This window comes from Asticcacaulis sp., assembly GCF_047605585.1.
In the GTDB taxonomy this organism is placed as follows: domain Bacteria; phylum Pseudomonadota; class Alphaproteobacteria; order Caulobacterales; family Caulobacteraceae; genus Asticcacaulis.
Genome location: NZ_JASGFK010000004.1, coordinates 134,191 through 156,563 on the forward strand (window position 1 = coordinate 134,191; position 22,373 = coordinate 156,563).

Here is a 22,373-nt window from a genome sequence, read left to right on the forward strand (position 1 = left end):
CCCCTCGCCGGAGGGCTTCTGCCCGAAGGTCTTGAATGCGCAGGCACTCGTAGCTCAGCTGGATAGAGCATCAGACTACGAATCTGAGGGTCAGGAGTTCGAATCTCTTCGAGTGCGCCATTCAAATAAAGCAGCCTCCCGCAAGGGAGGCTTTTTTGTTGCCTGGTGCCGGAGTGATTCGACAGACGGTGCTCTTGCCCGCTCAATCAACCAGTTGTTGTACGATCAGGTCAATGACGTCCACAAACGCGCCTCCTCCGGCGCGTCGATGGGCCAGATGGTCGTGAGATATCCGGCCCCAGCCCTGTCGGAAGCCACCTTGTCAGTCTGCAATCGGGCCTTAATCAGACGCCCGCCTGAACTCATCTGGAAATGGACCGGAGCACATCGAAGGGTACTGGTGCTCCGGTCCATTATGGCCGGAAGGGATAAGAACCGGCCAAATCAGATGGCAATGGCTGCAAAACTGCTTAGCTATCTTTATATTTAATAATAATCATTCGCAATATCAAATACAGGTTGATATGGCAATGGCGGCCGGAAATATGTTGATCGTTTTCGTGGCTCCCACCGGGAGGGAAAGCGTGAGGTGCGTCAGGGCGCCCCGAGCTGTTTCAGTGCCACGCCAAGAACCTTGAAGCAGGCGACCATTTTTTCATAATCATCCGCACCGTCCCCCCATACAGCAACCTCGGCACCCAACGTCTGCGACAGATCGTCCATCAGGGTTGGCATGACCGATGTCGGAACGGTTCCGATTGACGCGCGTTCAAAATCGATGTCGAAACGACACCGGGGAATTGCGCCCAGCTGCATGGACATATGTACGGTATTGCCGGTCAGGGCCGTGGTATAGGCCGAAGAGACGCTCACGTCCCGGATATGCCTGGCCTGGTGAATGGCCTGCACCACAGCCGAAAACGCCTTGCGGATATCAGCCGGTTCTTCTTGCGACGATGAACCATCCGGCACCATCTGGAGGGAAAAGTCTCCGTGCTGCGCCATCATCTCGATCAAATGATCGAAGATGCCGTTACCGGTTCTGACCTCTATTGGTCCAGGGCCTGGCAGGCCAAGCCTTATCCTGAAGCCGTGCCCGATCATCACGACATGCTGCTGCCGGGTGCGGCGTCGGTGCGTGGCGGCTTTTTTACGGCGCCCCGTCCAGTTCGAAAGGGAGATACCAAGAGCTTTCAGGATCAGGTCATTGGTCGGGCGATCCCCCAGGGGCACAAGCAGCCCTTGTGAAACCAGATACGACTTCAGCCCGTAATCCTTGAGCGCCAATTGCACGGCCAGAAGACCATTGGGTCGAAGCACAAGGAAAGGCGCATCATGCAGATCATGGTCGATGGGGTGTGACGAAGTCTGTAACACATGGTGCATCCGTTGCATTTCGGATTGTAGGGTATCCACGCGCGCCAACAATTCCGCGCAGCCTTCGGGGGTCATCCAGCACAGGGCCTGCTTCAGACTTCCGCAGGAGAGCGGGTTCAGTTCACAAAAGCGGGAAAGATTTTGAATTGTGTGGCGGTTGGAGATCAATGCGCCAATCTGGCATTCCGGTTCTCCGGAGAGGTAGGCCAGGTTTCTGAGCACGACCACATTGCTCAAATGGGCGGCCACTTCCGCCGTACTAGGGGCTTCGCAAACGTCGAAATAGCTCTCATCGACAACGAGCATCGTGGGGAAAATGTCGATGGCCAGGCGCTTTATCTCTTCAGCCTCCCAGGCCCTGCCGTTTTCGAGTCGCGGATTGTTGACCAAGTGAAGAATACCGCCCGTAGGCAAGGGCTCATCTGGCTGGACCTTCAGGAAACGTGTCCTGTAAACGCGAAACAGGCCTTCGAACTGGTTGTCTTCGGCGGTGACGAAGGCCAGATCCTTGCCCAGCGCCGAACGCAATATCAATTCGAGACCGTGAGCTACACCGCGTACCACCTGCAACCGCTCCGGGCTGGTGGAATAAAAACGGCTCATCTCGCTCGCCAGCTCATCGAGGGCATTTGTCGCACACGAAAGGTTTTGCGGTGCTACGGACAGGGGGGGGAAGGCGGTTCCGAGATTCATAGTCCGTGGCCTGGTCCGCTGGCAGGGCGGTTTGGGGCGCGATCATCCATCGCCGTCATGATCTGGGTAACCGTCACCTGTTGCGATAGGCTCAGGAAGGGACTCCAGATATCGAATATCAGGATGGAACGAACCTCATCGCTGTCGTTCCAGGCTTCATGTTCGATCGTATCGTCAAACACCCACGCCTGGCCGGGCACCCAGTTCCGCACTTCGTTGCCGACCCGGAAGCCGCAATTCTTGGGAACGATAAGCGGCAAGTGAACGACAAGGCGCGTGTTTGAAATACCGGTATGCGGCGGGATGCGGGTATGGGGTTTCAGCGCTGAAAACATGGCTGAAGGCCCTCGTCCAGGAATCCTCGGTTGCGGCAGAGGGGCCAGGGCCCTCAGGGTTTTCGGGCATCGGGAAGCATTTTTAGCGTTAAGGCCGCCTCCGTCTATCAGATGAAAGGCGCTCCAGTCCGGATTGCGGTTCAATTGGCGCCACTGGTCGAGTGGCAGGCGGTCGGCATATTGAATGTAGGGCGCAAAGCCCGACAGGTCTTCATCAATAACGCTGAGGAGTTCGTCGCGAATGGCTTCCCATTGGCTTTCAAGCGCTTGCAGCCAGGGGAAATAGCCACGGTCATAGAATTCGATCGCAGGCAATCCCGGATAGTAGAACTGGGCGGGTTCCTGATGAAACCGCCGCTTCACCCGCAGCGCATCATCGATGAAGCGTTCGGCCGCCCATTTTTCCGTCAGAGAGGCGTCTGTTAACGCGTCTGCGCCGGCCGCCATCACGATGCTTCGCCGTTCGGCGATATAGGTGTCATGGACTTGACGGGCTTTTTCGATGGCCTTTTGTGTTGCGGGATCGAATGCGACTTCAGCGGGCATGAGTTCGAGGGCTATGCCATAGGCTTCCGGTGCTTCGGGATTTCCCAGGCGCTCAAGCACCGAAGCCCGCATGAGCAGGGCCAGGAAGTGCCGGGGCTCCCTGCTCAGGGCGCGATCGAGCGTCGTCAGCGCGTCATTGAGCCTGCCGCCGGCACGATATACCGAGGCCAGCATCAGCCAGGTATCAATCGGTTCGGCAGGATTTCCGATGAGTTCGGACAATAAGTGTTGCGCCCGCACGAAATCACGTGTCGCTATGGCGCGCCTGGCCGGTTCGAGCCGGTCGGAAGGAAGGTTGTTCAGGATACTGGACACGGCAATTCGCTAAATAGGACAGCACCTCGATTCCGTGGAAAAGAGATGCCGTCTTGCCGACCGATGTGACGGTTTTTGACCGCCGCCGCAGTCAGGAATAAATAGGGTGGGCGGCGGAATCCCCGGTGATCCGCCGCCCGGACTGTGGTCTAGAACTTGACCGACAGACTTGAGAATACATACCGGCCCAACGCATCATAAACGCCGGCATAGGTATTGCCGTTTGTGCCGGTCGAATTCGGCAGCACAGGCGGGTCCTTGTCGAGCAGGTTGTTGATGCCGACGCGGAGCGTATATTTCGATTTGATGGTGTAGGCGACGTTTACGTCATAGTAGTCATAGGCCTTGATCTCAGAGGCATAGACGCCGGCATATGCGTCGCCATATGTGCTCTCGACCTCGCCGTAGTGACGCCAGGTCAGCCCCAGGTCCAGATCCCAAGGCGTATACCAGGTGCCCATGAGCTTGTGGCGATACTTGGGGTTGGGCGTGCCGCACTGACCGTCGAACAGGCCGGCGCATTCCACTGAATCAGCGGTTTCGGTCGCCTTGCTGTCGAGGTTGGTGAGCACGGTCGCTACATAGTTCACGCGAGCACGGCCAAACGGCAGAGCGAAACCGTAAGTACCTTGCAGGTCGAAGCCGCGGGTATGCAGTTCGCCTGTGTTGGTGTTGGTGGTTTCGATATAGCCATCGGTGCTGAGCCACAGCGAGCCGGTCGAGTCGCGATGAATCTTGGAGCAGTAGAAACTGTCCCCGGTATTCATACAGTTGTCGAGTATGGTCGTCGCGTCGATGGTGCCGATGACATTGGTGATGTCGATGTCGAAATAGTCGATCGAAGCGTTGAAGCCTGGCAGATAGGATGGCGTATAGACCATACCGATGGTGGTTGTATCGCCGGTTTCCGGTGTCAGGCTGGTGTTGCCGCCGGCCTGGACGTTATATTGTTGAGCGGAGTTGCTGGCGATATTGCCGTATTGAGCGGAGGTCACGCCTGTTCTCTGGCACTGTTCGAGTGTCGCGGAAGGCGTGTCGCTGCCTACGATTTCGACAGCGCAGGGATCGTCATAATCGCCCAGTTGGACCGAGACAGTAGAATAAAGCTCGAGAATGGAAGGCGCACGAACGGCGCGTTGCTTGCCTAGGCGGACGGTCAGGTCGGCAATCGGCTTATAGACCGCCATGGCCTTCCAGCTGCCGACGGTGCCTGCCGTCGAGTAATCAGCGCTTCTGTAACCCAGTTCAACCGAGAGGGCCTTGGCCCAGGGTGCATCGTCCACGATTGGCACAATAGCCTCGCCGTAGATTTCCTTGGCTTCAAAACTGCCCGAAACAGGGTCCGTCGTGCCGCCCGCACCAGCCAGGAGGCCTTGGCGCAGATTGTCGTCGGCATCGAACTCCAGGCTTTCCCGGCGATATTCGAGACCCAGCGAAACGTTCACGCCGTTATTGGCCCAGGGCGACTTGATGCCGTAACCTTCCAGATTGCCGGCCAGGTTGGCTTGCAGGATGGTTTCACCAACGCCGCCCCACTGGGTGCCGATGGCCGACACATAGTCCAGGGCTTCCTGGCTGAGGGCCTTGCCCGAATAGATATCCAGCGGGACGCAGTTCGGGTCCGTACCATCGACAACGGATTGACAGGTCGGTGTGCCGTCGACATCGACAACATCCAGTGCCTTCTGAATACGGTCATTGCTGTATTCATTGTACGTGGTCTGGCGGTAGTTGACCATGCTGTACTGGGCGCTGGCATCATAGCTCCAGGCATCGTTGATATCTCCCGCTAGGCTTTCACGCAGGCGATAGGAGGTGTGGCGGATATCATATTGGCGGCCACCGGATTCCACGAAACGACGACCGAGCAGAACGTCCTTTGTCGTACCGTCAGACACATCGGCCGAGGTACAGCCAAAAGCCGAAGATACGTCAGAGCTCATCAGTGGGTTGTCACAATTGATCGTCCAGTAGCCGTAGAAGGCGCCGGAAGCAGCGATCTGTCCGACCGTATGGTCGTCGTTGAACATCAGTTCGGTGCTGAGCGTGGTCGTATCATTGATGTTATAGGTCACAAAAGCGCCCAGGCCGTACTTTTCATCCGGGCGTTGGTAATAGTTGATCGGGCCGTAGTTATAGGCCATGGCCGAGGTGTACGGCACGACATTGCCCGAGGAATCCAGGCTAAAGCCGGAAGGATATGTGCTGGCGCTATCTGAGCTGTAGAAGCGGCCGGGATAGGTGGTGGAGGAGCCGCCGCAGGAGGAGAAGCTGCTAAGTGTACAGGCGGAATAGTCGCGCTTGGCCTGGGTAACGGCTTCGATCTTGCGGTAATCGAAATAGACAACGGCATTGCCTTTGTCTTCGGCAAAATCCGCGCCCATGGTCAGGGTCAGATTGTTCTGCTCGCCGTCGCTGACATTCTCCTTGGGCAGTGCGAAACCCTTGGCCGAAACGACAGAAGCGTAAGGGCTGTCGTTCTTGTGCTGGTAGAAGCTGTGATCGAAATCCAGCTGCACACCGGTAAAGTGCTTCTTGAGCACGAAGTTGACAACGCCGGCCATGGCGTCCGAACCGTAAACGGCGGAGGCGCCACCGGTCAGAAGGTCCACATGGTCGATCAGGGCTGCGGGGATCTGGTTCAGGTCGGCAGACGGTGCGACCGGAGACCCGGGGGCCATGCGGCTGCCATTCAGCAGGACTAGGGTACGGGAGGTGCCCAGGCCGCGCAGGTTGACGGTGGCCGTGCCGGAGGCGCCGTTTGAATCGAAGGCCGTGTCAGCCGCGAAAACCTGCGGCATGTTGTTGACCATATCCTCGGTGCGGGTCACGCCGGTCGCCTTGACATCGGCGGCGGTGATGGTGGTCACCGGACTGGCCGAGGTCAGGTTCTTGCTCTTGATCCGCGTGCCGGTCACCACAACTTCAGTGACAGGCGCCGTGTCAGCGGCAGGCGCAGACTCTGTCGTTGTTTCCTGGGCAAATGCGTGGGAAGGCAGGACAAGTGCCAGCGAAAATAGAGACGTGCAGAGGGTACTTGTGGCCATGAGGCTCACTCGCAAAGGTAGGCTTTTCATTGATATCCCCGGATTGGAGCGGGCTTTTACGGCTCGCTCATGTTCGCAGCATTACAAGCTGTTAATGAAGCAAACGCGTTAAGTTCAAATGCGTCAACAATCGTTCATAGTTGCGATGTATACCGGTTTTGGACTGTTATAATTAAGTCACAAAAACCATCAAGGGGTGCAATTTGCATCAGGATTGAAATATTTATCGGCGTAAAATTTGTGTCTTACTTGAAATAATTTCGTCGTCTATTTTTATACGTGCGCTAAAAGGACTATCTACTCTATTTTACTTTGAAATACAAAGTAAAAGCGAAAAAGTATAAAATATTCAATTTATTATCTTCAATGTTTACCATTTTAACGGCCTGATTGCAACCGGGGGTTTGTCGGGCTTTTAATTATATTTGGTGCTTTTGCGGTAATATGCGGCGTGCCGCGCTCACTGCAGGTTCAAATCTGTGTCCAGACGGCGACCTGAGCCTGTTTTGATAATGGGGCGGATTTGGGGGCTCGTTCCGGGGGTAGATTCCGGCGTTGACGATCGTCGGGGCACGGCTTTCAGCAAGCGTGTTTTGCCCGTGACACTTTTGTCTAATGCCTCTCTAATTTATGACATCGATGACATTTGCAATTGACACAATGTAACTTTGTTGCAAGAAAAGGGCTGTGACAAAGCATAATCAGGCGCGTTTCAATCTAAAAGGCCTGGGGGGTACGTAAAAATATCTAAAAATACAAATGGCTAATATCGTTAGCGTCGATATGGCTATTTTGTCCTTCAGGACATTATTTGCGTCTTCGTTGTCAGCGGGGGCGCAATCGTGCCGGGGGACATCTTTCATTATAAAAAACAAGGGACGAGACATGTCATCACACTTAGTCAGGAAAGCGCTTCTAAAAGGGGCCCTGGGGGCTATCCTTATGTCTGGCGTATCGTTGACAGCGCTGTCAGCGGCGCGGGCACAGGATGCCGCACCGGCGGCAACACCGGATGCGGAGAGCACGGTTGTTGTTGTCACCGGCATCCGGGGCAGTCTGCGCAGCTCCATGCAGGTTAAAAGGACCGCGCAGGGCGTCGTCGATTCGATCTCATCGGAAGATATGGGCAAGTTCCCGGACACCAATCTGGCCGAATCTCTGCAGCGCATCACCGGCGTATCGATCGACCGCTCCAATGGCGAGGGCTCCTTCGTCACGGTTCGCGGTTTCGGTCCGGAATTCAACCTGGTGACCCTGAACGGCCGTCAGATGCCGACCTCTACGCTGGGCGACGGCGCCAGTGCCCCGTCCTCACGTTCGTTCGACTTCGCCAACCTCGCCTCGGAAGGCGTGGCGGGCGTCGATGTCTACAAGTCCGGCCGCGCTTCGGTCGATTCCGGCGGCATCGGCTCCACCATCAATATCCGCACGCCGCGCCCGCTCGACAAGCCCGGCTTCCGCGGCAGCCTGGGGGTCAAGGCGGTTTATGACACGTCTGAGAATGACGGCAGCGATTTCACACCGGAAGTCTCCGGTATCCTCAGCGATACCTTCGCCGACAACAAGTTCGGTATCCTGCTGACGGGCTCCTATCAAAAGCGCAAGGCCAGCAATAACGATTTCTCGGCCGGCTGGCGTGACGGTTATCTCGGCAGCGAAAACAACTGGGGGTCGCTCGCCCAGACCGGCACGGCCGGTGGCGACAAGATCACCAATCGCCCTGAAGGCAACGATGTCTACGAAGTCCAGCAGAACGGCGCCTATGACATCCATGACATCGAGCGTGAGCGCCTCAATGGCCAGCTCGTCCTGCAATGGCGTCCGGTCGAAAACCTGACGGCCACCCTGGATTACACCTATTCGAAGAACAAGGTCACTGACCGGACCTCTTCGACTGGCGTGTGGTTCAACTTCAATGACGTTTCCAGCGCCTGGACCGATGGTCCCGTTGCCGGCCCTATCTGGTATTCCGAACATTTCCGCGCCGATGAGCACAAGGATCTGGCCTATTCCGCCAGCCTGACGGCCAACCAGTCGGAAAACAAGTCGACCGGTCTGAACCTGAAGTGGAAACCGCTCGATGCCCTGACCCTGGAACTCGACGCCCACCACTCGACGGCGGAATCGCGTCCCGACAGCCCTTATGGCTCGAACATGTCCATCGGTGCCTCGATCTTTGGCGTCATGGATCAGAAGATCGACTATTCAAGCTACCTGCCGGTTATGAGCTACAGCATGTATCCCGGTATCGATTATCTTGACGCCTCGCTCGTCACACCGACCGGTAATGCCTTCCGCAATGCCTACTTCAAGGACCAGATCGATCAGGTCCAGCTTCGCGGCCGTTACACCTTCGACAGCGGCTTCCTGAACAGCATCGATTTCGGCGCTTCGTCGATCGAGAACAAGGTGCGGTCGGCCTACGGCTACATCCAGCACGATACCTGGGGCGGCGTCGGTCCGGCCTCGGATATTCCGGATGACATCTTCCAGCTGGTCAGCATTCCTGACAAGTTCGATGGCTTGGATGGCGCCAACAGCTCCGCTATTCCGCAACAATTCCTGGCCGCTAATATCGAGAGTTACGTGGCGAAGCTGGATCAGTTGTATCAGGTCTGCGGCGGCACCATGGATTGTCTTGCCGATTATACGACTGATCGTCGCATCCGTGAAAAGACCACAGCCCTGTATGCCCAGGCCAACAGCAGCTTCGAGCTGTTCAGCAACCCGGCGCACCTGGATGCTGGTCTGCGCTATGAAAAGACGGATGTCACCTCGTCCGCCCTGGTGCCGATCCCGACCTCTTCGGCCTGGGTTGCCGCCAACGAATTCGATCTGACCTTCGGTGGTGAGAGCGACTTCACCACCTTCACCGGCAACTATCAGGAACTGCTGCCGAATATCGACTTCGATTTCCGTCCGCGTTCGGATCTCGTGGTACGCGCCTCGGCCAGCACCACGATCACCCGTCCGGACTATGCCAGCATGCAGGGCGGCCGTACCCTGGACCAGCTGTACCGCATCGGTGGCGGCACGGGCAGCCAGGGCAATCCGGGTCTGAAGCCTTACAAATCGAATAATATCGATCTGTCGGCGGAATGGTACTACGGACCGGACAGCTATCTCTCGGTGGGCTATTTCCACAAGGACGTGTCCAACTTCATTTCGACCACCCGGATCGATACGACGGCCTTCGACATGAAGACGCCCTACGGCGGTCCGCGTTATAATGCGGCCGTGGCCGCAGTGGGCGCCGATGGCAATATCCGCCAGTATATCTTCGAGCAGTATACCAATGCGGCCTATGCCGCCCTGGGTTCCGGCGCCACCTACCAGCAGGTCGTGGACTATGTGAACGCGAACTATGCCGATGAGGTGCACCTGGCCAATACGCTTGACAGCTCCGGCAATATCTCCGGTCAGATCATCGCCACGGCGGCAGATCCGGATCTGAACTTCCAGATCACCACGCCGACCAACAGCGACCAGACCTCGGCGCTTTATGGCTGGGAATTCAATATCCAGCATACCTTCGGTGGCACCGGCTTCGGCATTATTGCCAACTACACCAAGGTGGATGGCGATGCGAAATACGACCCGACCCAGCCGGCCAGCGTGACGCAATTCGCGCTGACGGGCCTGAGCGACAGCGCCAATCTGGTCGGTTTCTACGACAAGAACGGCATCCAGGCACGTATCGCCTATAACTGGCGTGCCAAGTTCCTCTCCGGCACCGGCCCGAACCCGACCTATGTCGATGACTATGGTCAGTTCGATGCCAGCGCCAGCTGGGAGTTCAAGCCGGGCCTGACCGCCTTCATCGAAGGCATCAACCTGACGAACGAGAGCCGTCGCGTGTTCGGCCGCTCGTACAACAACGTCAAGTTCGTGGCGCCGGGCTATGCCCGCTACTCGGTCGGCTTCCGGTATGCGTTCTAATACCGGGACTTAAGGCCCGAACATCAGGAAGCCACTCCGGTAACGGGGTGGCTTCTCTTTCCTGCGTACGGTGATATGGTTTCACCGCGAGGATTCAAAAAGAGCATGGATAACCTTGTCAGGGAGATTGTGATTGTGGGGGGCGGCACCGCGGGGTGGCTGTCCGCCTGTATGCTGGCGGCGTCTGCCGATCCGGCCGCAACGCCCCGTCTGTCCGTGACCCTGGTGGAATCGCCCGACGTGCCGACCATCGGCGTGGGGGAGGGGACCTGGCCGACCATCCGCCGTACCCTTCAACGCATCGGCATTGCCGAACCGGACTTCCTGCTAAGCTGCGATGCCGCCTTCAAGCAGGGCTCGCGCTTCGATGGCTGGTTCGATGGCGCGCCTGACGACATCTATCTGCACCCCTTCGTACCGCCGCCGATGAGCGAACTGGGCGATTGCGTCGCTCTGTGGCGAAAGGAGGGGCAAACGCGCCGCTTTGCTGATTTTGTCAGCCCGCAGCCGGAAATCTGCACGCTCGGCCTGGCGCCCCGGCAGCGGAACATGCCCGACTATGCCGGCGCCCTGAACTACGCCTACCACCTCGATGCCGCCAAACTAGCTCTGCTGTTGTCGCGTCATGCCACGGAGCGGCTGGGTGTGCGCCATATCACCGACCACGTCACCGAGATCGAGAAACACGAAAACGGCGATGTGGCAGCGGTGATGACCCGGTCGCACGGCGCCATCGGCGGCGACCTGTTCATCGATTGCACGGGCGCTGCAGCCCTCTTGATCGGCGGCGCCCGCGGCGTCGGCTCTATCGATCGCAATGCCGAGCTGTTCAATGACCGGGCGCTGGTGCTTCAGGTGCCGGTGCCGTCCGACAGCGCGATTGCCACCACGACCAATGCCACGGCCCATGCCGCCGGCTGGATCTTCGATATCGGTCTGCCGACGCGGCGCGGTTTGGGGTGCATCTATTCATCGGACCACAAGACGGACGAGGCGGCGGAAAACACCCTGCGCGACTATATCGCCCGGACCGCGCCCTGGGCGGGCCAGAAGGCCCTGTCGCCCCGGCTGATCCGCTTCCGCTCGGGCTATCGCGAACGGGCCTGGGACCGCAATGTCGTCGCCATCGGCCAGGCGGGCGGTTTTATCGAGCCGCTGGAAGCTTCGGCCATCGTGATGATCGAGCTGGGACTGGAAAGCCTGGTGCGCAATTTCCCGAAGAGCCGCGTCGGCATGGATATTCAGGCCCGGCGCTTCAATGCGCTTACCCGCTATCGTTGGGAGCGCATCGTTGAGTTCGTGAAGCTGCATTACCTGCTCAGCCGCCGCACCGAGCCCTACTGGCAGGATCACCGTCAGGCCGCGACCGTGCCGCCGAGGCTCGCCGGCCTGATGGAGGTGTGGAAGGAACGTGCGCCATCGGAGTTCGACCTGCCGGAGGTCAATGAGATCTTTTCCGCCGCCAGCTATCAGTACATCCTCTATGGCATGCGCTTTCCACCGGCCAGCGATGGCCCCATGCGCTCGCCCGAACGCGATGAGGTGATGCAGGCGCTGAAACAGGCGCACGCCCGGACAAGGGCTCTGGCCGCCGGCCTGCCGGACCATCGCGGCTATCTCGATGCCCTGCGCGAGGCCCATGCCCCCGCCCTGATGACCCAATAAAACAAGACCCGAAAGGCTGATATGTCCAACCACGCCATCCTGACCGCCGAAGCGCATCGCGACCTTCGCATCGCCACGACCGCCAGCGCCGCGTTCGGCGACGACGTGATGTGCTGTCTGACCGTACCGGTCGAGTTTCGCCAGGTGCAGAACGAATATCCGATCCTGTTCCGCCTGAACCCGGAACGCACGGCCTATTCGGCCTTCGCCCTTTTCGGTTTTGAGAATGGCGAGAACCTGTTCCTGGAAGGCGACCGCTGGGCGGCCCGCTATCGTCCGCTGGCCATGGATATCCAGCCCTTCCTGATCGGCCGTCATGCCGATGACCGCGGCGACAAACAGGTCCATATCGATCTGGGCAGCGCCCGCGTCGCCAGAAGCGAAGGTATGCGCGTCTTCGACGACCTTGGCCGCCCGACGCCCTATCTCGAAACCATCGCCGAGAAGCTGGGCGAACTCGATGCCGGTTATGAGGCGGCGGAGGCCTTTCACGCCACCCTGATGCGGTTCAATCTGCTGGAGCCGCTGGCGCTCGATATCACACTCAATACCGGCTCTACCTACCGTTTCGTCGGCTTCCACGTCATCAATGAGGATCGCCTGCGCGCCCTCGATGCCGACCGCCTGAAGGAACTGCATGACAAGGACTACCTGATGCCGATCTATATGGCGCTGGCCTCGCTTTCCAATATTACGAAGCTGGTTGACCGCAAGAATGCCCGCACACCAAATGCCTGATGCCGATCCCAGCCTGTTCACGCGCCTGAAGCGGATACCGGACGTCACGGTGACCGATGCCGCCGATCTGGACGCGCGCCTGAAAGCCGCCGAACAGCCGTTTGTCGTGCGCGGGCTGGTGGCGGACTGGCCGCTGGTCCAGGCCGGGCGCCGGTCCTTCCGGGAGGCCCGTGACTATCTGCTGCGCAAGCGCCGCGATACCAGCTTTGTCGTCTCGGTCGGCGATCCGGCCTCAAAGGGCCGGCTGTTCTATAATGACCAGATGGGCATGAACTTCCGTACGCAGAAGGCCAAGCTGCCTGAGATCTTCGCGCAGCTCGACACCATCGAAGGCCGCCCGGATGCGCCACCGGTCTATCTGGCCTCGATCGACGTCCATGAGTTCTTCAACGGCCTGCACGAGGAAAACCACGTCGATCTGGGTGACCGGCACTGCATGGCCAGTATCTGGATGGGGACGCAGACGCGCATCGCCGCCCATAACGATTTCCCTGATAACCTGGCCTGCGTGGCGGTGGGGCGCCGGCGGTTCACCCTGTTTCCGCGCGAGCAGTTCCGCAATCTCTATCTCGGCCCGGTCGATAATACGCCGGCCGGCCGCGCCGTCAGCATGGTCGATTTCCACGCGCCCGATTTCGAACGCTTCCCGCGTTTCCGCGAGGCGCTGGACTTTGCCCAGACGGCGGAATTGGGCGCGGGTGACGCCATCTTCATTCCGGCCATGTGGTGGCACCATGTCGAAGGACTGGAAGCCTTCAATGTGCTGGTCAACTACTGGTGGCGCGACACGCCGCGCTGGCTTGGCCAGCCGCAGGACGCGCTCAACCTCGCCATGATGGCCATTCGGGAACTGCCCGAGGATGAGCGGCAGCACTGGCGCGACATGTTCGACTATTACGTCTTCACCAACGGCCCGGAGGTCGTGGACCATATCCCGCCGGAAGGCCGCAGCGTGCTGGCGCCCCTGACGCCGGAAAGCGCCGCGCGTATCCGCGGCTTTCTGTTGAGGCAACTGAGCCAATGAACGAGATGAAACCTTTACGCGTTGTGATTGCCGGCGGCGGCACGGCCGGCTGGATGACGGCGGCGGCGATGGGCCGCACGCTTGGCCGGACCATTGACCTGACGCTCGTGGAATCCGACGCCATCGGCACGGTGGGGGTGGGGGAATCGACCATCCCGCCACTGGCCACCTTCAATCGCCTGCTCAATATAAATGAAGCCGAGTTCATGCGCGCCACCGAGGCGACGTTCAAGCTCGGCATCCTGTTCGACAACTGGAAGACGCCCGACAGCCGCTACTTCCACTCCTTCGGTCTGACGGGCAAGGATCACTGGTCGGCCGGCTTCCAGCATTTCTGGCTGCATGGCCTGCAGAACGGCCATACCGCGCCCTATGACGACTATTGCCTGGAACTGGTGGCGGCGCTGCAGGGCAAGTTCGCGCATCTGCCGGACAACCGCCTGAACTATGCCTATCAGTTAGATGCCACGCGCTTCGCCAAATTCCTGCGCCAGATGGCCGAAGGCGATGGGACCAAACGCATCGAAGGCAAGATCGCTCGCGTCGAGCTGAATCCGGAAAGCGGCCATATCGCCGCGCTGCACCTGGAGGCGGGCCAGCGCATCGAGGGCGACCTGTTTATCGATTGCACCGGCTTCCGCGCCCTGCTGATCGGCGAGGCCCTGCATGTCGGTTATGACGACTGGACCCACTGGCTGCCTTGCGATGCCGCCATCGCTGTGCAGACCGAAAATGTCGGGCCGGCGCTACCCTATACGCGGGCCATGGCCCATGACGCCGGCTGGCAGTGGCGTATCCCGCTCCAGCACCGCACCGGCAATGGTATTGTCTATTGCAGCCGTTATCTGACGCGCGAGGCGGCGCTGGAGCGACTGCTTGGCAATCTGGAGGGCCAGGTCATCACCGAGCCCAACAATCTGCGCTTCACCACAGGTGCCCGCCGACGTCAGTGGCACCGCAACTGCGTGTCGATCGGGCTGTCCAGCGGCTTCATGGAACCGCTGGAAGCCACCAGCATCCACCTGATCCAGCGTTCGATCCTGCGCCTGATCCGCATGTTGCCGGCAGGCGAGATCAGCGAACGCGACGTCGCCGAGTTCAATAACCAGCAGGATCAGGACATGGAACAGATCCGCGACTTCCTGATCCTGCACTATAATGTCACCGAGCGCCGCGACAGCCCGTTCTGGCGGCACTGCGCGTCCATGCCGATCCCCGACAGCCTGACGCAGAAGATCGAGCTGTTCCGCGAAACCGGCCGCGTCTTCCGCAAGAATGAGGAACTGTTCGCCGAAAACAGCTGGGTGCAGGTCATGATGGGGCAGGGCATTATGCCGCGCACCTATCACCCCATCGCCGGCAAGCTCAGTCCGGACGAACTGGATCGCCTGCTGGGCATGATCCGCGAAAATGTCAGCAAGACCGTGGCCTCCTTGCCGAGACACGCCGATTATGTCGCGGATTTCTGCCACGCTAAGGATGTAAATCCGGCTTACGCCTAAATTCGCTCTGGCCTTTTATATTTGTCCGACATAATATCCGCGCGCTGCACCGCTATCCGGCGCGGCTGAACCATAATCAGGTGCGGGGAAACGGGTAAGGCCAAGAGAGGCGAGCCGGGGATTCGTGCCATCAGTGACATTAAAAATGAACCCTCTTTCCCGTCGCCGCTTTCTTCTCTCCTCCGCCGGAACTGGTCTTATGGCATCCGTTATCGTCTCCGATGCTGCTGATGCGGCCGAACTGAAAATCATCAATCCCCTGGTGCGCCAGCGCGCCGATGCGCAGATCTTCCGCCATAATGACGGCTGGTTCTACATGATGGCCTCGGTGCCGGAATATGACCGTCTGGCGATCCGCCGCGCGAAGACTTTAGCGGGTTTGAGCACGGCCGAGGAAACCGTGGTCTGGCACAGGCCTGAAAGCGGGAAGATGGCCGGCTATATCTGGGCGCCGGAACTGCACTGGTTCGATGGCGCCTGGCACATCTATTTCGCCGCTGGCGATGGTGACGACAAGTTCCATATCCGCACCTATGTGCTTTCGACAAAATCGAAAAACCCGCTGAAGGGCGAATGGACCCTGCTCGGCGCGGTCGAAACACCGTGGGACAGCTTCAATCTCGACGCCACCAGCTTTGTCCATAAGGGCGTTCGTTATCTCTGCTGGGCGCAGCATGAGCCGGGCATCGCGACCAACAGCAACCTCTATCTCGCACCTCTGGCCACGCCGACGACCTTCGCCGCCACGCCGGTGCGTCTGACCGTGCCGACCCTTCCCTGGGAAATCATCGGCTTCAAGGTCAATGAGGGGGCAGCGGTTCTGGCGCGTAACGGCCGTTTGTTCCTGACCTATTCGGCCTCGGCCACGGATTACAACTACTGCATGGGCATGTTGACGGCCAGCGAGGACGCGGACATCATGGACCCGGCCTCATGGTCGAAGTCGGCGGAACCCGTGTTCAAAAGCTCGCCGGAGCATAATGTCTGGGGGCCGGGGCATAATGGCTTCGTGGTGGATGAAAAAGGCCGCGACATGCTGGTCTACCATGCGCGCGATTACCGTGATATCCAGGGCGATCCGCTGTTCGATCCCAACCGCCACACGCGCGTTCAGCCGATCCACTATACGGCCGATGGCGTGCCCGATTTCGGCCTGCCGGTCGTGATCGGTCCGCTCGATCAGGCCTGATCTCGTTTCAATTACTCTGACAATTTGCACTTGCCGCCTGTTTTCACCGGTGATACATGTTTTTTGTCTGAGTAAAAGCGCTGCACAAAAGCGTCGCCGGGCAAGCAACAGGGAGCAGGCGCGTGAGCGGCATAGAGATCAGGGGCGTGAGCAAGGCCTATGGCCAGGTATCCGTTCTCGAAGACATTTCCTTATCGATAGCGACGAATGAATTCATCGCCTTTCTGGGGCCATCGGGCTGCGGAAAATCGACCCTGCTGCGCATGATCGCCGGTCTCGAAGAGGTTGATGGCGGGGAAATCCATATCGGCGAGCGTCGGGTCGACACCTTGCCGCCGGGCGCGCGTGGCGTGGCCATGGTGTTCCAGAATTACGCCCTCTATCCGCACATGACCATTGCCGACAACATGGCGTTCGGTCTTCGGAATGTCGGCGTCGACAAGGCCGAGATCGCCAATCGGATCGCCGAGGCGGCGCGCATTCTGGAGCTGGAGGATTATCTAAATCGCAAGCCGGGCGAGCTTTCCGGCGGGCAGAAACAGCGCGTGGCTATCGGGCGCGCGATTGTGAAAAATCCCGAATTGTTCCTGTTCGACGAACCGCTGTCGAATCTCGATGCGGCGCTTCGGATGCGCACGCGTCTGGAGCTGGCACAGCTGCGCCGTCGTTTGAAAGCGACCATGATCCTGGTGACTCACGATCAGGTCGAGGCCATGACCCTGGCCGACCGTATCGTGGTGATGAAAGACAAGATTATCCAGCAGGTCGGTACGCCGATGGAGATCTATACCAGGCCTGCCAATGTCTTCGTGGCCGGCTTTGTCGGTTCGCCGCCGATGAATATCCTCAAGACCGAGCTTGCCGATGAGGCGGGTTTTGCCGCTGTCACCTTAGGGGGACAGAAAGGCATTCGCACGGGTATTCGCGCGGACAGCCTGCCGGCATCCGAGCATTGGCGCGTGGGTTTGCGGCCGGAAAACATCCGTATCGGCGTGCCGGACCAGAGCGATCTCAATGCGACGGTGGAGTTTGTCGAACGTCTGGGCGAGCGCACGCTGGTTTATACGAAATTGGAAGACGGTACGGCCGTAACAGCCGAAGATTCTGGCCTGTCGCGCGTCCGTATGGGCGATGCCGTCGGCCTGAAACTGGACGCCGGTGCGGCGCATCTCTTCAATGCCCAAGGCGTGGGCTATCACGCGGACGGCTGGGAATGACTGCAGTTACGCGCAAAAAAGCCGACTGGTCGAACGCCCTGTTTGTGGCGCCGTTTCTGTTCGTCTATCTCAGCCTGCTGATCTATCCGCTGCTGTCGGGTATGTTCCTCAGCCTGTTCAAGGCCGACCTGTTCGGTGGGCGTGAGTTTGTCGGGCTGGAGAATTTCAGCCGTCTGCTGCGCGATGACATCTTCCTGCAAGCCGTCAGGAATACCTTCTATTTCGTCCTCCTGACCGTACCCCCGCTGACCGTCATCCCGTTGGTCCTGGCGCTGCTGCTCAATCGCACCACGCGCGTGGCCGCCTTCTTTCGCGGCGTCTTTTTCTCGTCATCGGTGCTGTCGGTCACCATCGTCACCCTGATCTGGCGCATGATCCTGATGGCGGATGGCGGCTTCATCACCAATATCCGTGCGTTCTTCGGCTTGTCCGCGATACCGTTTCTCAGTGATCCGAACCTGGTCATGATCTCGATGGCCATGATCACCGTCTGGTGGTGCTTAGGCCTGCCCATGATGCTTTACCTGTCGGCACTCCAGCAGGTGCCGCGCGATATCTATGAAGCCGCCGAACTGGACAACAGCTCGTGGTGGCGCACGCTGCTCTTCATCACCCTGCCGTCGCTTTACCGCACGATTGTACTGGTCGCCATCTTTCAGGTCGTGCTGCAATTCCAGCTTTTCGGCCAGCCGCAACTGATCACCCAGGGCGGCCCCAATGGCGCCTCGCGACCGATCGTGCTGTTCATCTTCGAGGTTGGTTTCCGCCGCTGGGATATCGGCTACGCCGCCGCGGCTTCGCAGATCCTGTTCGCCATCATCCTGATCGCCACGGTCGTTCAGTATTTCGTCACGCGAAAGGGAGCGAAATGAGCCCTTCGCAATCGAAAATTTTACGTAACACGGCGGTTCTTGTCGCCCTGATCGTACTCGGCCTGATCATGCTGATCCCGCTGATCTGGACGGTCATGCTGTCGCTGAAATCGAATGGCGACCTGTTACGCTCCACCGCCAATGCCTTCCATGCCCCCTATACCGGCGAGAACTACGTCGCCATCATGCAGAATAGCCAGGTCCTGCACTGGCTGATGAATTCAGTCATCGTGTCGGGCCTGACCACGCTCGGCGTGCTCATCCTGTCATCCCTGGCCGGCTATGGCTTCGCCCGGCTGGACTTCCCCGGCCGCGACAAGCTGTTCCTGTTCGTCCTGTTCGGCCTGGCCATTCCGGAACAGGCCGTGATCATCACCCGCCACCAGATGTTTAGCGCCCTGCACCTGCACAACAGCTTTCCCGGTCTGATCCTGCCCGGCCTGGCGGCACCGTTCGGCGTCTTCCTGATGACCCAGTATTTCCGCGCTATCCCCAAGGAACTGGACGAGGCGGCCCTGCTCGATAATGCCTCGAAGTTCCGGGTGTTCTGGCAAGTACTCTTGCCGCTGACCATCCCGGCCCAGGCAACGCTCGGCATCTTCACCTTCCTGTCGTCATGGAACGACTACTGGTGGCCGCTGATCTCCGCCACGCGCGCGGATATGTTTACGCTCACCGTAGGCCTGGCCTCTTCGCAGATCAATTTCGCCCAGACCAGCGGCCTCGGCTACCTGATGACCCAGGCCGTCTTTGCCTCGGTGCCGATCCTGATCGTCTATATCATCTTCCAGAAGTATATCGTGAAGGCGGTATCGGGAGCGGCGGTACGATGAGAAGGCGCGCCTTGATTTTATGTTTGCTCGCGCTCGTTGGCTGTCATCCGCGCGATACGACGACCCATATCACCGTCCAGCGCATCTTCGGCGAATGCCGCGCCAATGTGCCGAAAGGGCAGGCGCCGCTGCGCAACCCGGACGGCGAATGCGAAATCATCACCGGCCTGCTCGATCAGTTCGAAAAGGAAAATCCGGATATCAAGCTGTCGGTCAATGTCGCGGCCTGGCCGGGCTATGACCAGCTGTCGGCCGAATACGCCGCCGGCGATCCGCCCGATATCGTCACCATGCACATGTCGGCCATGCCGGATTACCAGTCGCGCGGGATGATCCTGCCGCTGGACCAGGGCTTTGCCGCGCACGGCATCAATCCGGCAGCCTTCACCCCCTCCGCCAAGGCGGGTGTGATTATCAAGGACCATGTCTATGGCATGCCGTTCGATAACTGGACGCAGCTGTGGCACATCAATACCGGCCTGTTCGCGAAAGCCGGGCTGATGAAGGATGGCCAGCCCGTCCTGCCACACTCGCCGGACGAACTGATCCAGCAGGCGCGCCAGTTCAAGGCGAAGACCGGCTTACCATACCTGATCCAGGCCACTGACAACGAGCGCGCCTCGTATACGCGCAACCTCTATACCTACCTGCTCGACCAGAAGGCGGTCTTCTTCCCCGACCACAAACACATCAAGCTGGATACGCCGGAAGCGCGCCGCATCGTCGACCTGTTCCGCCAGATGTATTCTGAAAACCTGATGACGCACGATCAGGACTATCCGGCGGCGACCTCGGCCTTTCTGAACGGGCAGGGGGGCGTCTATCAGGTCGGCACCTGGATGATCGGCGCCTTCAATGCCGAGGCCAATACCGAAGGCCGGCCGCTCTATCATGCCTATACGGTCAAGCCCTATCCGATGCTCTATGGCTCGCAACAGGTGGCCTATGTCGATGGCCATGCCTGGGTGATGCCGAAGCGCCAGCGCACACCGGCGCAGACCGAGGCCGTGTTCCGCCTGATGAAGTTCCTGCAAGCGCACGATTACGACTGGTCGCGCACTGGTCACCTACCGAGCCAGATGCCGGTAGCGACGAGCGCGCAGTATCTCGCCCTGCCGTACCGCAAGGACATTATCGAATTGGCCAGCGTCGGCGAAACCCTGCCGGTCGGCGTCGAGCGTCAGTTCGCCATCCAGGATATTATCGGCGACGAGATGGCCTCCGCTATCACCGGCCACAAGACGACGGAGCAGGCGCTGCAAGCCGCCGAGCACCGCGTCAACGACCTGCTATTCCATCTTCTTTGAGCAAGACCATGACTTTAAAAGCTTCCATTATCGCCGACCGAGATTTCGTCATCGCCCCGCTCGATCGCCGCGTCTTCGGCACGTTCGTTGAGCACATGGGCCGCTGCGTCTATGGCGGTATCTATGAGCCCGGCCACCCGACCGCCGATGAGCACGGCTTTCGCGGTGACGTGCTGGCCCTGACCAAGGAACTGGGCGTCACCATCGTCCGCTACCCCGGCGGCAATTTCCTCAGCGGCTATGACTGGGAAGACGGCGTTGGGCCGAAGGATCAGCGCCCAGTGAAGCTTGATCTCGCCTGGTTCACGACCGAGACCAACCAGTTCGGCACAAACGAGTTCATCACCTGGTGCCGCAAGGCGGAGGTCGAGCCGATGTTCGCCGTCAATCTCGGCACCCGTGGTCCGGACGAGGCGCGCCATTTCCTCGAATACTGCAACCACCCCGGCGGCACCTACTATTCGGACCTGCGCAAGGCGCACGGTTTCGAGCAGCCGCATGACATCAAGTTCTGGTGCCTGGGCAACGAGATGGACGGGCCGTGGCAGACCTGCGCCAAAACCGCGACCGAGTATGGCCGCATCGCCCAGGAAACCGGCAAGGTGATGAAGTGGGTCGACCCGACCATCGAACTGGCCGCCTGTGGCTCGTCGCAGCGCGCCATGCCGACCTATGCGGCATGGGAGTACGAGGTGCTCGATACCTGTTTCGACCAGGTCGATTATATCTCGCTGCACCACTATATGCGCAACGATTCCAATGACATCAAAGAGTTCTTCGCCGAGATCGAGAGCCTGGACTACTTCATCAAGGAAGTGGCGGCGGTGGCCGATGCCGTGGCCGCCAAGCGTCGGTCGAAGAAGCGCATCATGCTGTCGCTCGACGAATGGAACGTCTGGTACAAGGCGCATACCCCGACGGATGTGAAAAAGCCCGGCTGGCCGGAAGCGCCGCCCTTGCTGGAAGAGATCTACAATTTCGAGGATGCTCTGGTGGTCGGCGGCGCCCTGATCGTGATGATGAACAATGCCGACCGCGTAAAAGCCGGATGCCTGGCGCAGCTCGTCAATGTCATCGGCCCGATTTTCACCGAAACTGGCGGCGCGGCCTGGCGCCAGACCATTTTCCACCCCATCGCTGACTGCACGCGGCTGGGCCACGGCGAGGTGCTGCGCCTGAAGGTCAATACCACAATATTTGAGAGTAAGGCGCACGGCGATATCCCGCACCTGCTGGCGACAGCCATCTATAATCCGGAGACGGGTGATGTGTCGGTCTTTGCGCTGAACCGTTCGACGGAAGACGCAATGGAACTATCGGTCGACCTGCGTGGACTGGGCGAAGGGCTGTCCATTGTCTCGGCGACTGAGCTGCATCATGCCGATCTGAAGCAGATCAATACAAAGGATGACGAAGCTATTCGTCCGACACAAAACAAGTCGGCCCTGGCCGAAGGCACTGGGCTGAAGGCCACCTTGAAGCCGCAATCCTGGAACGTTTTTGTGTTGAAAGCGGCGATGTAGGCGGTCAATTTCCATCAATGATTTTAATACGGCCAGGTTCACCTGGCCGTTTTTTTATGCCGAAATATTTGTCAGACTAGAATTGCCTGTCAAAAGTCACTGTTTTTGGGAATGAAACGGGTATTTGTGAAAAAATTTAACCTTAAATTTTACTCATAAAATACCTATTGTTTCAGTTTTGCCTTGTATGCAAGCCTGTTTGTAACAGTGTTGCGTAATGGCGACAATGATTCAATAAATCAGACAAAAAC

The 22,373-nt window shown here is 59.0% G+C and carries 14 protein-coding genes and 1 tRNA gene; 12 read left to right on the forward strand and 3 right to left on the reverse strand.

The features are described 5' to 3' along the window. The first annotated feature begins 43 nt into the window (after positions 1 to 43). A tRNA-Arg gene (locus QM647_RS12620) sits at positions 44 to 120 on the forward strand. Between the two features lie 474 nt (positions 121 to 594). Here QM647_RS12620 and QM647_RS12625 read toward each other — a convergent pair. The 3 genes from QM647_RS12625 to QM647_RS12635 all read right to left on the reverse strand — a co-directional run bounded on the left by QM647_RS12625 (position 595) and on the right by QM647_RS12635 (position 6,313). After that, entirely contained in the window at positions 595 to 2,070 is a 1,476-nt protein-coding gene (locus QM647_RS12625) for a hypothetical protein (RefSeq protein ID WP_414995878.1), read from the reverse strand. Continuing rightward, complete coding sequence (locus tag QM647_RS12630) at positions 2,067 to 3,266, reverse strand: aspartyl/asparaginyl beta-hydroxylase domain-containing protein (protein WP_414995879.1); 1,200 nt, start codon at positions 3,264 to 3,266, stop codon at positions 2,067 to 2,069. Before QM647_RS12630 ends, QM647_RS12625 begins: the two co-directional genes overlap by 4 nt. Positions 3,267 to 3,415: 149 nt before the next feature. Beyond that, positions 3,416 to 6,313, reverse strand: a complete 2,898-nt coding sequence (locus QM647_RS12635) for a TonB-dependent receptor domain-containing protein (protein ID WP_414995880.1) — start codon at positions 6,311 to 6,313, stop codon at positions 3,416 to 3,418. A gap of 942 nt (positions 6,314 to 7,255) precedes the next feature. On the opposite strand from QM647_RS12635, the gene QM647_RS12640 reads away from it, so the two are divergent. From QM647_RS12640 to QM647_RS12690, 11 genes are all read left to right on the forward strand, one after another. Next, positions 7,256 to 10,252, forward strand: coding sequence for a TonB-dependent receptor (locus QM647_RS12640; protein WP_414995881.1), 2,997 nt, complete (start codon positions 7,256 to 7,258; stop codon positions 10,250 to 10,252). 105 nt (positions 10,253 to 10,357) lie between these two features. Then, on the forward strand, positions 10,358 to 11,917 hold the full coding sequence (locus QM647_RS12645; protein WP_414995882.1) for a tryptophan halogenase family protein: 1,560 nt from the start codon (positions 10,358 to 10,360) through the stop codon (positions 11,915 to 11,917). 21 nt (positions 11,918 to 11,938) lie between these two features. Next, on the forward strand, positions 11,939 to 12,655 hold the full coding sequence (locus tag QM647_RS12650) for a SapC family protein (RefSeq protein ID WP_414995883.1): 717 nt from the start codon (positions 11,939 to 11,941) through the stop codon (positions 12,653 to 12,655). Further along, on the forward strand, positions 12,648 to 13,679 hold the full coding sequence (locus QM647_RS12655; RefSeq protein ID WP_414995884.1) for a cupin-like domain-containing protein: 1,032 nt from the start codon (positions 12,648 to 12,650) through the stop codon (positions 13,677 to 13,679). Before QM647_RS12650 ends, QM647_RS12655 begins: the two co-directional genes overlap by 8 nt. Continuing rightward, positions 13,676 to 15,181 carry a tryptophan halogenase family protein gene (locus QM647_RS12660; protein WP_414995885.1) on the forward strand — a complete coding sequence of 502 codons (1,506 nt, stop codon included), beginning with the start codon at positions 13,676 to 13,678 and terminating at the stop codon, positions 15,179 to 15,181. The genes QM647_RS12655 and QM647_RS12660 overlap by 4 nt, the downstream gene beginning before the upstream one ends. A gap of 199 nt (positions 15,182 to 15,380) precedes the next feature. Continuing rightward, positions 15,381 to 16,370 (forward strand): family 43 glycosylhydrolase, encoded by a 990-nt coding sequence (locus QM647_RS12665; RefSeq protein ID WP_414995886.1) that lies wholly within the window; start codon positions 15,381 to 15,383, stop codon positions 16,368 to 16,370. Between the two features lie 122 nt (positions 16,371 to 16,492). Next, the gene (locus QM647_RS12670) at positions 16,493 to 17,587 is read left to right on the forward strand and encodes an ABC transporter ATP-binding protein (protein WP_414995887.1); all 1,095 of its coding nucleotides are present in this window, start codon (positions 16,493 to 16,495) and stop codon (positions 17,585 to 17,587) included. Then, a complete protein-coding gene (locus QM647_RS12675) occupies positions 17,584 to 18,459 on the forward strand; it encodes a carbohydrate ABC transporter permease (protein ID WP_414995888.1) in 876 nt (291 codons plus the stop codon). The genes QM647_RS12670 and QM647_RS12675 overlap by 4 nt, the downstream gene beginning before the upstream one ends. After that, positions 18,456 to 19,292 carry a carbohydrate ABC transporter permease gene (locus QM647_RS12680; protein WP_414995889.1) on the forward strand — a complete coding sequence of 279 codons (837 nt, stop codon included), beginning with the start codon at positions 18,456 to 18,458 and terminating at the stop codon, positions 19,290 to 19,292. The genes QM647_RS12675 and QM647_RS12680 overlap by 4 nt, the downstream gene beginning before the upstream one ends. Before the next feature lie 23 nt (positions 19,293 to 19,315). Beyond that, positions 19,316 to 20,599: an extracellular solute-binding protein gene (locus tag QM647_RS12685; RefSeq protein ID WP_414995890.1), complete on the forward strand. Its 1,284-nt coding sequence runs from the start codon at positions 19,316 to 19,318 to the stop codon at positions 20,597 to 20,599. 8 nt (positions 20,600 to 20,607) lie between these two features. Next, a complete protein-coding gene (locus tag QM647_RS12690) occupies positions 20,608 to 22,122 on the forward strand; it encodes an alpha-N-arabinofuranosidase (protein WP_414995891.1) in 1,515 nt (504 codons plus the stop codon). Positions 22,123 to 22,373: the final 251 nt, after the last annotated feature.

Excerpts from the sequence above, each read along its gene's own strand:
- QM647_RS12625 (WP_414995878.1), bottom strand. The coding sequence starts at position 2,070 with ATGAATCTCGGAACCGCCTTCCCCCCCCTGTCCGTAGCACCGCAAAAC.
- QM647_RS12635 (WP_414995880.1), bottom strand. The coding sequence starts at position 6,313 with ATGGCCACAAGTACCCTCTGCACGTCTCTATTTTCGCTGGCACTTGTC.
- QM647_RS12640 (WP_414995881.1), top strand. The coding sequence starts at position 7,256 with ATGTCTGGCGTATCGTTGACAGCGCTGTCAGCGGCGCGGGCACAGGAT.
- QM647_RS12645 (WP_414995882.1), top strand. The coding sequence starts at position 10,358 with ATGGATAACCTTGTCAGGGAGATTGTGATTGTGGGGGGCGGCACCGCG.
- QM647_RS12650 (WP_414995883.1), top strand. The coding sequence starts at position 11,939 with ATGTCCAACCACGCCATCCTGACCGCCGAAGCGCATCGCGACCTTCGC.
- QM647_RS12655 (WP_414995884.1), top strand. The coding sequence starts at position 12,648 with ATGCCTGATGCCGATCCCAGCCTGTTCACGCGCCTGAAGCGGATACCG.
- QM647_RS12660 (WP_414995885.1), top strand. The coding sequence starts at position 13,676 with ATGAACGAGATGAAACCTTTACGCGTTGTGATTGCCGGCGGCGGCACG.
- QM647_RS12665 (WP_414995886.1), top strand. The coding sequence starts at position 15,381 with ATGGCATCCGTTATCGTCTCCGATGCTGCTGATGCGGCCGAACTGAAA.
- QM647_RS12675 (WP_414995888.1), top strand. The coding sequence starts at position 17,584 with ATGACTGCAGTTACGCGCAAAAAAGCCGACTGGTCGAACGCCCTGTTT.
- QM647_RS12680 (WP_414995889.1), top strand. The coding sequence starts at position 18,456 with ATGAGCCCTTCGCAATCGAAAATTTTACGTAACACGGCGGTTCTTGTC.
- QM647_RS12690 (WP_414995891.1), top strand. The coding sequence starts at position 20,608 with ATGACTTTAAAAGCTTCCATTATCGCCGACCGAGATTTCGTCATCGCC.